Genomic DNA, 12400 nt, shown 5'->3' with positions numbered 1-12400 from the left:
TTATTTATTATCTATCATATTATATCGTATCTATATTTTTTCCGATATCCTTTATCCGGTGCCCGTCTTGATCACCAGCGCAGAAAGAAAACTTGCTCTTTCCCTGGTTCTTCGCCTCATACAGCGCGTGATCCGCGCATTGATACAAGCCGTCGTAATCCTGCGCATCCTCCGGATACACCGCGATTCCGATGCTGCAGGTAACCGGTGTGGGGATTCTCTCCTGCCTATGTATCTGCCTGATATTGAGCAGAATGGCCTCGGCCTTGTCCGCCGCGCTTCTTCGGTCGTCGATATCCGCCATAAATACCAGAAATTCATCTCCGCCGATCCTTCCCAAAATATCACTGGAACGGAATAGTTTTCTGAGCTGGTCTGAAACTTCACAAAGCACACGGTCTCCAAAATAATGTCCATATTGATCATTAATCTGTTTAAAATTATCCAGATCCAGGATCATAAAAGCGTGCCGGGTTCCCACCCTGTGCTCCCTGATACACCGAAGAATCCACTCCTCGACCGCCTTCTTATTCAGCAGCCCGGTCAGGCTGTCCTTAAGCGACCGTTCCAGCAGCTTCATCGTATTTTTCTTTTCCTGATCAATATCAGCGATCACGCCCACGGCTTTCAATGGTTTGCCTTCCTCATCATACTGGGTCGTAGCACGGATCCGGCACCAGCGGTATACTCCGTTCACATTTTTGATTCTGAACTCTGTCTCGGAATAAGGGACACCTGCAGCTGTATCTTTCATGATTTTTATAAAAGCCGGCATATCTGCGCTATGGATGTTGACAGAAAATGGAATTTTCCGGCTGATCCGGTTTTTAATCGGCTGATAACCGAACTTTTTCTGCCAGTTGGAAGAAAAATCCAGAGTATCCTTAAGGATATCCCATTCAAATATAATGTCGGTCGCCTGGTTCATAATCACCTGATGCCGCTCCAGGCTCAGGCGCAGCGTCTCCTGCTCCTGCTTCCTCTGAGTGATATCTATCATCATACAAAAAAATGTCTGCGTGCCGTCATACGCTTTTGCCAGCCTTCCTCTGTCCAGGATCCAGCGGATCTTCCCATTTTTACAGGTAATCCGGTATTCTATTTCTACGGTATTTCCTATACTCAACTGACGTTGCAGGCTTTTTTTTGTCTCTTCCTGATCAGCAGGATGGATCAGATTCAGAAACCGGTCCTGGTAAATCTCTTTGATCTCCTGCCTCGTATAGCCCAGCATCGAAAGAAAGCTCTTACTCATAGATAACAGGGTAAGATATTCATCATTGCGGCATCTGTGAACACCGCCGGGTATATTCTCCGTAAGCGCTTCCAGCTCCTCATTGCGTACTTTTAACTCGTGTGCCGTTTTTTCCATCCGTTCCTTCATATGCTGCCGGTCAGTCAGATTGTTTTTCGAAACGAAAAAACGGTCGGGCTCCTGATCCAGATTCGGATCGGAAATATGAAGATGTATCAGCTTCATTCCTTCGGGGGTGAGCCTGCAGACGGCACTTACCCGGTGATGCAGATCCGCCACATTCTGGCTTTTGGCCCGGGCGCTTAATTCTCCGTATACCAGACAGTCGCTCTCGTTTAACGGCACCGCCGTATAGTTTGATCTCAATATGTGAAAAGTACCGGAATACTCCTGTTTTTCCCTTATGAAAGCCTGTCTGGCTTCCTGAAGCCCCCTGCACACCTCATTTTCACCGGTACCGATCCAGCTGGTCTCTTCGGTCATCATGGTCAGGACGTTTTCGTGATCTCTGCGTTCAAAATATAAAGTTTGCATTCGTTTAATAAAGTCAAGCGCGTTCTGCTCCAGAGACATTTCTTACCTCCTGTGTGCCGCGTGCGATGTATGGAATATAGTCAGCAATGCATAAAAAATAGTCAGCGAGGGTTTCTTTAAGCGCTACTATTTTCTAATATTATATACAATATTCTCAGCATTAGAAACGGGATTTATCAGAATGTATAAAATTGATATTTTAATGATAATAGTAACATTTTAATCCGCACGCTCACTCATATTTTTAACGACTCGTATCCATGACTGCATGGGCGCAGTCAGGAACTTATCTTTATGATATACGAGATGATTCGTATTTGCAAGACTCCATTTGTTAACATTTGCCTGGACCATGGTCCCCTCGCGGATCTTGGACTCCGCCAATACATCCGGCAGAACGCTGACTCCCAGGTTATGTTCCACCGCCTGGATCAGCACCTGGGAGTTCACACTGGTCCAGGCAGGCTTTGCCGTCAGGTTATGAATTCTGAGCATGCTGTCAAAGGTATCCCTTATGGCACTGCCCTGTTCTCTTAATAGCAAAGGATATTCCAGGAATTCTGCCAGCCCCGCTTTTCTTTTCGCCAGCGCGCATACAGGTGCGCATACGGGAATCAGGCGGTAAGAAGAGAAAGGTATCCGTACCAGCGCCTCCTGCTCAATCGGTCCCTCGATCAGTGCCAGATCTATCTCATGATTTAACAGCTGTTCGGTTATCTCTCTCGCCTGTGCTACCGATACCTGGACTGGAACATCAGGGCAGACGGTCCGGAATTCTTCCATTATAAGCGGAAGCCAATGGTATCCAATGGTAATATTGGAACCAATCCGAAGGATCGCCTGTTCTTCTAACATACGGGCTCCATTTTCCAATTCATCATACATTTCCAGAACGCGGGATACTTTCTCCAAAAACAGCTTACCCGTTTCATTCAGATAGATTTTTCTGGAGATCCGGTCAAATAATTCACAGCCCGCCTCCCGCTCTAACTCACTGATTGCATGGGAAACCGCAGGCTGGGTCATATAAAGAGCCTGAGCCGCCCTGGTAATGCTCCCCTGTGTGCACACGGTCTGAAATATTCGCAGATGCCTGATCGTCATCTCTTCTTTCACTCCCCTATTTGTATTACTAATTAGTTATGAATTATATAAAATAATACCATTTTACTTATAGGTAATCAACCCTTATACTAAAAGAGCAGAACCTTTTATCGGATCACCGTTACGATTCATGGTCATTATGGGAGGGGACTGGCACCTTTCGGCAAAAAAGTGAAATCTTCAAGCAGCTGCGTGGAGAAAGGGGCCAGTCCCCGGATGCCGGTCAATGTGCAAAAAAAGCGCCTGGATGTGGGACTATACGAGTCAACATCCGGGGACAGGCTCCTTTCTCCACGTGGTTACTTGAAGATTTCGCTTTCCTGCCGAAAGATGCCAGTCCCCTCCCACTCCGCTGAAAATTCAGAAAGGAACATTCACTTATGAAATCCTGTATCCCCAAAAACCTGCCCTGGCTTTTCGGCATTAATTTTTTTATCAGCGCTTTTACGTTTGGCGGCGGATATGTGGTCATCCCCATGATCCGCAGATATTTTGTAGAAAAAAAGCAGCTCTTCTCTGAAGAAGAACTGCTGGAAATGGCTGCGATCGCCCAGTCTTCACCCGGAGCCATAGCGGTAAATCTCTCAGTCCTGGCCGGCTACCGGACGCTTGGCAGACTGGGGGCAGCCGTCAGCTGTATCGCAGCCGTTCTGCCTCCCCTGCTGCTGATATCCCTGATATCGTTCGGCTACGACGCTTTCCGCAGCAGCCACGTGGTCTCCGCTGTTCTTAAGGGTATGGAGGCCGGCGTCGCCGCTCTGATCGTAGATATGACCATCGATATGTGCAGGACCATCTTCCAGGAACGCAGGCTTATACTCACCCTGCTGGTTCCCGCCACTTTTCTGGCCAGCAGTATTCTTCATATCAATGTCTGTCTCCTGATCCTTGGCAGCGCCCTGCTGTGCCTGGCAGAGTGCAAAATCCGGAAACAATTAAGGGGGCGGGTTTCATGACAGAACAGCTCTTTTCTCTGCTCTATTCCTTCCTGCAAATCGGTTTTTTCAGTATCGGAGGCGGTTATGCCACGATCCCGCTGATCCGCCAGCAGGTCATCGACCTGCACGCCTGGCTCACGATGCAGGAATTCACAGATATCATTACCATTTCCCAGATGACTCCCGGTCCGCTGGCCGTGAACACCTCCACTTTTGTAGGAATGCGCATCGCAGGCCTGGGGGGCGCGGCGGCCGCCACATTCGGCTGTATCATATCCGGATATCTCATCTCCCTTTTTTTATACCGTTTTTTCAAAAAACATCAGCAGACCAGCTGGATCCAGCCGGTTCTGAGCGGTCTCAAATCAGCCTCCGTGGGGCTGATCGCCTCCTGCGCGCTGACCATCGTGGCATTAGCCTTCCAAAGCGATACCAAAATTTTGGGTCTTCCTCTGAATCTGACCGCGGTAGTGCTGTTCGCCCTCTCCTTCTTTGCCCTGCGGAAATGGAAAATCCATCCGATTCTGTTAATGACCCTCTGTGGGCTGGCGGGGATATTCCTGTATTAATTTCATCACAAACTGCGGAATTCCCCGCTTAGGATATTGACCTGGTAAGTTACGATGGTCTTAATCTGCCCTTGTGAGCTGTCCAGATCACCGGAAGGGATCTGAACCAGCCAGAACCGATAGTTTTCCAGATCCTGTGCGATTCCGTCGTAATAGAGAAAGGTATTGGTTTCTGCGTCCAGCAGATATCCCGGGGCACCTTCCTCCCTGCTTTTTACCGCTTTCGGGTAATCCGGCTGAAGCGCGCTCTGATAAAGTTTTTCTGCCGCATCAGCCGGGCTCAGCCTGCTGACATACATATAGGTCGTATCATATTTTCCTGGTATAAAAAAATGGTACGCGGGATCAGCTGCCAGGTCTACCGGCTGCACCTTCCGCTTTTCCAGACCCTGCGTACCATCAGCGTCATAGGGAAGGATCAGGGCCAGATAGGTCCCTTCTCCCCTCATGATCCGGATCCGGTATCGCATCGTTATGTTCTCTCCCTCAGGCGGGCTTCCCTGATTGCCGGGCGATACTGCCAGCTCAGTCGTCTCCAGGGAAAGCAGGCAGTCCTTTTTATCACCGGCCGTCATCGCACACTGATTGAGCTGTACCCGTACGTCCACACCGTTAACGGCGTATTCCATTCGCTCTGCTTTGAGGGCCAGGAGGGCAATCCAGTAGGGATTATCCGAATCACTGGATATCTTGATGATTCCATCCTGGGATTCCATATTGGAAAGGGTCGGATCCTCACTGAGGAAATTTTTCATCTGAGCGATCGAGCTCTCTTCGATCTCCTCTTGCGTGGGCAGCTCTTCCGCAGGCTGAACCGCCTGCTCTTTTTCCGGCGTGGTACAGAACATCTCGATGGGAGCTGTCCGCTCCATAGATACCTGACAGAGTGTGATGGTCCCTCCATTTTTTATCAGGCCGCTGTCTGAAAGCACACAGTTTTCGTTTAAAACGATATTCCAGCGGGGCAGACCATTGCTGCAAAGCGCCAGCGCAAGAGTCCCGAACTGCACGCAGTCCTCATAAGCATAGGTCTCCTGAAAGCTTGCATTTCCCACGGTGATCCCGTTCTGATCCGACTCTATAAACCATCCGGCTGTGTTCTTATCCGCCAGGGTCCAGTTTCCATGTATCGCTGCCGCTACATAATAATAGCTGATACCATTCCCGCGGTCCCCGTAGGTGGCAAGATACTGATGGACCTGCTGGTCCGTAGATTCGTAGGTGACGGCGCACACGTCATCCGCCAGCCACTGAAGTTTCAGCTCGTCTTTCACGGTATAGGAAAATTGCTGCTGTTTTCTCGCAAACAGATAAAAACGGGTCCGGTATTCGAATATCTGGCCGGTTTTTTCTTCTCCCTTAAGTACCAGCAGATGCTTATAATCCGGGGAAAAACTGACCTTCACAAGAGACTCCTGCGTAACAAAGGCCGGCAGTACCAGCAGTCCGATTATAAATGTAGCTAGTACTGCTGCCAGCAGACCGATCCTCGCCCATTTTTTCCACCACAAAAAACAGGCGAGCCCCAACAGGCAGAACCCGGTCCCAAGCGTTACGACCCAAACCAGAATCCAGTCTGTTGTAAATTCATAGCCCAGTGGCCGGACCAATAGCAGGAATACCCCTGTCAGTGCGGCCGTGGCCAGTGTTACCATCATGCATAATATGCCGAATACTACATGTGCATAGGAATGTTCCCTTGTTTTATGATTCTCTGTCATCGTTTTCCTTCTTCCTGATTTGATTTTAAACTTTTTGATCATGATTTTTTATAGCTATGAGCACTTAGCGGCTGTTCTTTAGCCGCTTACGTGCGATGCATGAAAAATAGTCAGCGAGGTACTTTCGAGCGCTACTATTTTTTATAGCTATGAGCACTTAGTGCCTGTATTGTGGGCACTTATGTGCGATGCATAAAAAATAGTCAGCGAGGTATTGTCGAGCGCTACTATTTTTTATTATTTTAGTAATAATTACATATGTAATATTTTACCTTTTTATATTTTACCACATTATTTTAAACATGTTACAGTTTTTTTATAAATATTCCTAAGCGGAGGGGACTGGCATCTTTCGGTAGGAAAGCCAGGTTTTCAAGCAAGTGCGTGGAGAAAGGGGCCTGTCCCCGGATGTTGACTGGAATCGTCCCATATTCGGGGAAGCAGGCGTTTTTTTCCTCGAACTGACCGGCATCCGGGGACAGGCCCCTTTCTCCACGCAGCTGCTTGAAAACCTGGCTTTCCTACCGAAAGATGCCAGTCCCCTCCCTTAACGCTATATATTGACATACAACCTCTTAAATACTAGAATCTAAGGAAGGCTTTAAATATATGAATAGAAACTACACAATAGGAAGAAAGTGAGAAATTTTATGAATCAACCGTTGCGTATCATTGTTGTTGGCATGGGTGCCAGAGCAATGATATATGCCAGGGAAGCTTTGCTTCATCCCGAACTGTTTCTCATCACCGGTGTTGTGGATGTCAGTTTGAACCGGATACGCACCGCGCAGCGATTATTCCGGATTCCAGACGATCATTGTTTCACATCTGTCGATGAACTGACCGCCGTTCCCAGATTCGCAGATGCTGTCATCAATGGTACGATGGACCCCCAGCATGTATCCACGACTATTCCACTGCTGCGCCATGGATATGATGTCCTTTTGGAAAAACCATTTGCCGTTAATCAAAAGGAGGCGGATCTTCTGCTTCACTGCGCAGAGGAAACAGGCCGTATCGTTATGGTCTGCCATGTGCTGCGCTATGCTCCTTTTTACAGGGAAATTCAGAAACTGCTCAATAGCGGGGAAATCGGCAAAGTCATACATATTCACATGAATGAACAGGTCAGCTATTTTCATGAATCCGTGTCCTATGTGAGGGGAAAATATGCTTCCCCTGAACTATGCGGTTCTGGTATGCTCCTATCGAAATGCAGTCATGACCTCGATATTATGGCATGGCTCATGAAGGAAAATTTGCCGAAAACAGTTTCCAGTGTCGGTTCCGTCATACAGTTCATACCGGAAATGGCACCGGAACATGCCGGTACCCACTGTCTGCTCAACTGTCCTGCTGAACGTGACTGCATATACTCCGCAAAAAGGCTGTATATAGAAAATCCCCAGCGATGGGCAAATAATATCTGGCATGACATTGGGACAGAAACCCCTGCAATAGAGGAAAAAATAAGGCTTCTCCATAACAAGGACAACCCCTACAGCCGCTGTGTATACCGCTGCGGGCTAAAGATTGTAGATCATCAGTCGATACTGATACAATTTGCCGACGGGGCCACTGGAACCTTCTCCATGAACGGCGGGGCCTCTGCTTCCGGAAGAAATATTCATATTACCGGGACCAAAGGCGAGATTATTGGAAATTTTGAAAGCGAATATTTTACCGTACACAAGATTGCCCCCGGCAGCCCGGGTGGAAGAACCAGCCGAATCATTGATGTATCCAAAGATCAACATGGCAATCCGCACGGTAACGGAGATCAGGCTATCGTGCAGGACTTCCTCTCTATATTGAGAGGAGAACCCTGCTCTCCCTGCTGCACCACTCTGGCGGATTCCATGGTCGGGCACAAATTGGTTTTTCTGGCAGAAGCGTCCAGGGAAAATAGCGGTGAAACGCGAAGATATTAGATACGCACTTGAGAATTTCTTTTACCCGGCAGCAAAGGCTGAAAGAAAAGAAAAAAATGACTTCAGAAGATTCTTCCGAAGTCATTTTCATTGTCGGTTTAATTAAGCAACGCAAACGTTGACTGCCTGAGGTCCGCGGTTACCGTTCGTAATATCAAACGTTACGCTCTGTCCTTCTTCCAGGCTCTTGTATCCATCTCCAGCAATACCGGAAAAATGTACGAATACATCTTCCCCGCCGTTATCGTTGGTAATGAATCCATAACCCTTCTGTGCATTAAACCATTTTACTGTACCTTTGTTCATGAAAGATACCTCCTAAAATAAAATTATTTGTATTCCGGGTGAAAAAAAATCACATATTTTTGTAAAGCATCCAATAAATCGATGACTTACAAAAATATGTGAATCTAATCAACCTATCAATACCAAAATTAGAATAGCATATCTGCCAAAAAAAGTCAAATAAAAAATCACTTTTTCCCATCTTTTTCCTACCCTTTTCCTTTCCAAAAGTTCGAAAGATATTACCCGGAATCGGTATACCCCCTCACATCTGGAATCCAGGAGCGGATCGACGTGGACAATCAATGTGGACGAGCGCAAGGATAACCGCTTACCTGAGATCGGAAATGTGGGCTTCCGTATGTCTGCTGACCAGGCTTCTTCCACAGACGAAAAAGCTGTGTTCGACAACCTGCTTATACGTGATAATACGAATCTGTCCAGCTCAAAGGTTCCTCAGTAAATCATAAACATTCAGTGATATTGGTCGTTGGTGGGGAGCTAATCCCAAAACCAAATCCCAAGAAGAAATTGACATTATGGGAACGGATAGGGATATCGCCCTGTTTGCTGAGTGCAAGTGGACAAATGAAAAGGTTACCAAAACAGGATTTACAAAAGGCTGTATTGATAAGGCGACAGATATGGGTAATGTTGAGTTTGTGAGTTATGACGAAATGATCGATCGTTCATTGTATTTTAAGCCAAGTCAAAAGATCTTGACCCATTAGTTGGAAAAGGGCATCGGCCATCGAAAGAGATGACCGATGCCTCCTTTCCTTCACCTACGATTATCGCGCCGGGGCGGAAGCTATGTCAAAGGATTTCCGGTCCATTCAGGTTACAAACCATAATATATTCCTGTTCGTTTTCATCCATGATCTCAAAGCCAGCCTTTTTATACATCGAGACGGCATAATTGTCTTTCTGGACTGCAAGGGAGGCTTTTGCATATACCTTCCTCCTCAAAAGCAGAAGCATCTCCTTCATTAATTCCGTTCCAACGCCCATCCCTCTGTACTGCGGATAGACGGATATCGCAAATTCAGGAACGGATTCCTCCACATGTCCAAATGCCTTAATACGGCGGACCCAGCAAGCGCCCACCACATAGCTGTCAACCTCAGCAACCAGGCAATGGTCATCTTTTTTTGAGCCAAACCGGTCAATATAGATCCATATGGATGCGTCCTGTATCACAGTTCTCGGCAGCGGATTCTTTGCATCCCTCTGATAGATCGCTTCATATACGAAATCTGTCAAAAGCAAGATTTCTTCCTTTTTTATCGGTCTGATCCTCATATTAATCCTTTACCACTGCTTTTCGCATCAACAGCCAGCTAAGTCCGCTGAAGACAGCCGAAGCCACCAGCGCCGACAGCATCCCGATATAGGGATTCCCAAACTGCAGCCCTGTCATGATTATAAATGCCCTGAATAGAAAATTAAAGATCACACCATCCAGCATCACATCCACGATAGGCAGCAGTACAAAGCAAAGTACTGGTAATCCTACAGAAATCAGAAGCTTCCACTGTTTTCCCATCCGATAATAAGCGATCGTTATAAAATATCCCACCATCATAAAGGCAAAACAGCAGCTAAAAAGCAGCAGCAGGTTCTCCACAGCAACGAGGACCGGCGATATGGAAGCCATGCGGTCCGAATACAGCATCTCATACAGAGTCCCCAGCTGGATATCACGGTAGCCGCTCCCTAGCTTCGCCAGACTGGCCAGGACTTCCAGGACTACTGCCATAATCGCGCATACCGCACAGGTAGAAAGCAACTTCCCTGCGAATATGGTTTTCCGGGAAACACCGTTTTGCAGAAACATCCCGAAATTCTCCTTGAACGTATTCAGTCCGATCACAAAAAGAAAAATAAATGCGGAAACTTCCAGACCATTGGTAGTTCCCTGCAAACCAGGTATAAACAACGTCAGAATCAGAATCAAAAGAACTCCGGAAAATATAATCAGCGCCCTCGTTATATCCTGAAACTGGTATTTGACAGAAACTTTGATATTCATATTCTTCCCCTCCTAATCATTCGTCATCTGAATAAATAATTTCTGAAGATCCAGCTTCGACACTTCCAGTCCCGCCGGCACTTCCTCTCTTCTGGCACTGCCCAGCAGATAAGCGGACTTAAGACCGCCTAAAGTGTCCTCGCCCAGAAGCTTACGCCCCGCAGTATACTGGTCCACCAGCGCCGCGTTACCGGATACCGTATAGCCCTTCGCCAGCAGTTCCTCCGTCGTCTCATCCCGTATAATTCTTCCATTCTTTATGATAATGATCTGTTCGATGACATTTGCCACCTCTTCGATCAAGTGTGTGGAGATCACTATCGTGCTGGGGGAATCGCTGTACTTCTCAATCAAAAGCTTATAAAACAGCTGACGGTGATTGGCATCCAGTCCCAGGACAGGTTCATCAAACAGCACAAACGGCGTATTCACTGCCATTGCAATACATATCTTAAAGATAGACTGATATCCCGTAGATAAATCATGGATTTTCTTTTTCATCGGGAGCTGGAAGAGCCCTGCTATTTTTTCCGCATAACCCATATCAAAATCAGGATAAAACTCCGCGCTCCATTGAAAGGCTTCCTTCACTTTCATTCCGGACGGATAATAGCTCTGTTCACTCATCAGATAGATTTTCCTCAAGACCCGGTCGTTCTCCACGGCCGGTTCCCCGTCTACCAGGACTTCCCCCTCATCTGCGAAAATCCGGTTGGTTATCACATTCAATAACGTGGACTTACCCGCTCCGTTGCGTCCCAGCAGTCCATAAATCTTATTCTCCCGGAAGCAGATATTCACATGATCCAGTGCGGTAACATCGCCGAAGCGTTTGCTCACCTGTTTTATTTCAATTCCGCTCATCCTTCAAACCCTCTTTCTATCAAATTTACGATATCCTGTGGTGACAACTGCAATCTTTTCGCCTCATCAACCATAGTCCGGATATATCGGTCATAAAACTGCCCTTTCCTCTTCTCTCTCAATACCTGCACTGCCCCTTTGGATACAAACATACCGACTCCTCTTTTCTTATACACGATTCCTTCGTCCACCAGCAAATTAATCCCCTTTAACGCGGTAGCAGGGTTGATCTGATAGGTAACAGAAAATTCCGTTATCGATGGTATCTGACCCTCTTCGGGGAATGCCTGTGAAAGAATGGCATCCTCTATTCCTTCCGCTATCTGAATAAAGATCGGCCTCTCTTCTTCAAATTCTAACTTCATAAGATACCCCCTTTGGCCTTTTGGTTAGTTAGTTGAGTGATTAACTAATGTAATAATATACGATTACTGATTATTTGTCAATACTCTTTTTCTTATTTCATGAGCGGTGAACTGCAGGCGGGGGATGCGATCCCCTCCATGCGCGCATTGGCAAGATCAATTCATGTAAGTGTCATCACGGTTCAAAAGGCTTATGAAGATTTGCAAAGGGATGGTTTTATGGAAACTACCGTTGGAAGGGGTAGTTTTGTATCAGCGCAGACCAAAGAATTTTATCAGGAGGAGCAACAACGTCTTGCGGAGGAACATTTGCAAATAGCCGCTGAGATTGGACGGGTAAGCAATATCCCACTCGCTAAGCTGACAGAGTTGTTGACCTTGTTTTATCAGGAGGACGAATAGCAACAGGCGGGTTAGATCCTATCATGCGTGATAACTGATTTAGAAAACGTCGCTGATTGCATCACTTTTATCCATGATGGGAAGCTCATTATGACCGTATCAAAAAATGATCTGGTATATAATTTTGCGGTCATGCGTTGTAAAGAAAGCCAATTTCTTGAAATAGATCCTGGCGGAATGACCACTTGGCAGATAGTATTGAACGCCGCAATTATGCTTGCCTGTTCGCTTCTGGCGTTCCCTTTATCCTACCCCGTGACAGTTGCCATCTTCAAGCGAAAAGAATATCAAACCAAAAAAGAGTTTCGCAAGCGAAACTCTCCGCCTGCGGCGGGCCGCGTAAGCGGCATCTTCCTTTCCGCCGCAGTGCGGTCCCTGCCGTCTTAATATAAACCTCATC

General features: G+C 46.9%; 14 protein-coding genes and 1 pseudogene. 7 read left to right on the top strand and 8 right to left on the bottom strand.

Translation table 11 applies throughout. The features are described from left to right. Nucleotides 1-19: 19 nt before the first annotated feature. Nucleotides 20-1828, bottom strand: coding sequence for a diguanylate cyclase domain-containing protein (locus KTH90_RS16010; RefSeq protein WP_158352088.1), 1809 nt, complete (start codon nt 1826-1828; stop codon nt 20-22). Between the two features lie 180 nt (nt 1829-2008). Beyond that, nucleotides 2009-2905 (bottom strand): LysR family transcriptional regulator, encoded by an 897-nt coding sequence (locus KTH90_RS16005; protein WP_238727046.1) that lies wholly within the window; start codon nt 2903-2905, stop codon nt 2009-2011. Nucleotides 2906-3273: 368 nt separating this feature from the next. Between KTH90_RS16005 and KTH90_RS16000 the strand changes: the two genes are divergently transcribed. Together KTH90_RS16000 and KTH90_RS15995 are read left to right on the top strand one after the other, a co-directional pair. Continuing rightward, nucleotides 3274-3849, top strand: coding sequence for a chromate transporter (locus KTH90_RS16000; RefSeq protein ID WP_158352092.1), 576 nt, complete (start codon nt 3274-3276; stop codon nt 3847-3849). Next, the gene (locus KTH90_RS15995) at nt 3846-4400 is read left to right on the top strand and encodes a chromate transporter (RefSeq protein ID WP_158352093.1); all 555 of its coding nucleotides are present in this window, start codon (nt 3846-3848) and stop codon (nt 4398-4400) included. The genes KTH90_RS16000 and KTH90_RS15995 overlap by 4 nt, the downstream gene beginning before the upstream one ends. A gap of 5 nt (nt 4401-4405) precedes the next feature. Here KTH90_RS15995 and KTH90_RS15990 read toward each other — a convergent pair whose 3' ends face one another. Further along, complete coding sequence (locus KTH90_RS15990) at nt 4406-6121, bottom strand: DUF502 domain-containing protein (protein WP_158352095.1); 1716 nt, start codon at nt 6119-6121, stop codon at nt 4406-4408. 650 nt (nt 6122-6771) lie between these two features. Here KTH90_RS15990 and KTH90_RS15985 point away from each other — a divergent pair. After that, nucleotides 6772-8052, top strand: coding sequence for a Gfo/Idh/MocA family protein (locus tag KTH90_RS15985; protein ID WP_158352097.1), 1281 nt, complete (start codon nt 6772-6774; stop codon nt 8050-8052). Nucleotides 8053-8154: 102 nt separating this feature from the next. Here KTH90_RS15985 and KTH90_RS15980 read toward each other — a convergent pair whose 3' ends face one another. Next, entirely contained in the window at nt 8155-8358 is a 204-nt protein-coding gene (locus tag KTH90_RS15980) for a cold-shock protein (protein WP_158342780.1), read from the bottom strand. 286 nt (nt 8359-8644) lie between these two features. Between KTH90_RS15980 and KTH90_RS15975 the strand changes: the two genes are divergently transcribed. Beyond that, a complete protein-coding gene (locus KTH90_RS15975) occupies nt 8645-8800 on the top strand; it encodes a hypothetical protein (RefSeq protein WP_238727045.1) in 156 nt (51 codons plus the stop codon). Between the two features lie 19 nt (nt 8801-8819). Then, nucleotides 8820-9068: a DUF234 domain-containing protein gene (locus tag KTH90_RS15970; RefSeq protein WP_158352099.1), complete on the top strand. Its 249-nt coding sequence runs from the start codon at nt 8820-8822 to the stop codon at nt 9066-9068. Between the two features lie 85 nt (nt 9069-9153). Here the strand turns inward: KTH90_RS15970 and KTH90_RS15965 are convergent, their stop codons facing one another. From KTH90_RS15965 to KTH90_RS15950, 4 genes are read right to left on the bottom strand one after another with little or no spacing between them, the layout of a single operon-like run. Beyond that, nucleotides 9154-9639: a GNAT family N-acetyltransferase gene (locus tag KTH90_RS15965; protein WP_158352100.1), complete on the bottom strand. Its 486-nt coding sequence runs from the start codon at nt 9637-9639 to the stop codon at nt 9154-9156. A 1-nt stretch (nt 9640) separates the two neighbouring features. Beyond that, entirely contained in the window at nt 9641-10369 is a 729-nt protein-coding gene (locus KTH90_RS15960) for a hypothetical protein (RefSeq protein WP_158352102.1), read from the bottom strand. A gap of 12 nt (nt 10370-10381) precedes the next feature. Next, nucleotides 10382-11233, bottom strand: a complete 852-nt coding sequence (locus KTH90_RS15955) for an ATP-binding cassette domain-containing protein (RefSeq protein WP_158352104.1) — start codon at nt 11231-11233, stop codon at nt 10382-10384. Further along, complete coding sequence (locus tag KTH90_RS15950) at nt 11230-11598, bottom strand: GntR family transcriptional regulator (protein ID WP_158352106.1); 369 nt, start codon at nt 11596-11598, stop codon at nt 11230-11232. The genes KTH90_RS15955 and KTH90_RS15950 overlap by 4 nt, the downstream gene beginning before the upstream one ends. Nucleotides 11599-11697: 99 nt before the next feature. On the opposite strand from KTH90_RS15950, the pseudogene KTH90_RS15945 reads away from it, so the two are divergent. Further along, a pseudogene (locus KTH90_RS15945) lies at nt 11698-12000 on the top strand (GntR family transcriptional regulator); the annotation flags it as partial. A gap of 90 nt (nt 12001-12090) precedes the next feature. Continuing rightward, nucleotides 12091-12387 (top strand): hypothetical protein, encoded by a 297-nt coding sequence (locus KTH90_RS15940; RefSeq protein WP_238727044.1) that lies wholly within the window; start codon nt 12091-12093, stop codon nt 12385-12387. Nucleotides 12388-12400: the final 13 nt, after the last annotated feature.

It is taken from the genome of Diplocloster modestus, assembly GCF_019042245.1.
Taxonomy (GTDB): domain Bacteria; phylum Bacillota; class Clostridia; order Lachnospirales; family Lachnospiraceae; genus Diplocloster; species Diplocloster modestus.
This window is presented reverse-complemented; position numbering and strand designations above follow the sequence as displayed.

Bases quoted from the DNA above. Each gene is read 5' to 3' on its own strand.
- KTH90_RS15955 (WP_158352104.1), bottom strand. From the start codon at position 11,233: ATGAGCGGAATTGAAATAAAACAGGTGAGCAAACGCTTCGGCGATGTT.
- KTH90_RS15965 (WP_158352100.1), bottom strand. From the start codon at position 9,639: ATGAGGATCAGACCGATAAAAAAGGAAGAAATCTTGCTTTTGACAGAT.
- KTH90_RS15985 (WP_158352097.1), top strand. From the start codon at position 6,772: ATGAATCAACCGTTGCGTATCATTGTTGTTGGCATGGGTGCCAGAGCA.
- KTH90_RS15995 (WP_158352093.1), top strand. From the start codon at position 3,846: ATGACAGAACAGCTCTTTTCTCTGCTCTATTCCTTCCTGCAAATCGGT.
- KTH90_RS16010 (WP_158352088.1), bottom strand. From the start codon at position 1,828: ATGTCTCTGGAGCAGAACGCGCTTGACTTTATTAAACGAATGCAAACT.
- KTH90_RS15960 (WP_158352102.1), bottom strand. From the start codon at position 10,369: ATGAATATCAAAGTTTCTGTCAAATACCAGTTTCAGGATATAACGAGG.
- KTH90_RS15990 (WP_158352095.1), bottom strand. From the start codon at position 6,121: ATGACAGAGAATCATAAAACAAGGGAACATTCCTATGCACATGTAGTA.
- KTH90_RS15980 (WP_158342780.1), bottom strand. From the start codon at position 8,358: ATGAACAAAGGTACAGTAAAATGGTTTAATGCACAGAAGGGTTATGGA.
- KTH90_RS15950 (WP_158352106.1), bottom strand. From the start codon at position 11,598: ATGAAGTTAGAATTTGAAGAAGAGAGGCCGATCTTTATTCAGATAGCG.
- KTH90_RS15940 (WP_238727044.1), top strand. From the start codon at position 12,091: ATGACCGTATCAAAAAATGATCTGGTATATAATTTTGCGGTCATGCGT.
- KTH90_RS16000 (WP_158352092.1), top strand. From the start codon at position 3,274: ATGAAATCCTGTATCCCCAAAAACCTGCCCTGGCTTTTCGGCATTAAT.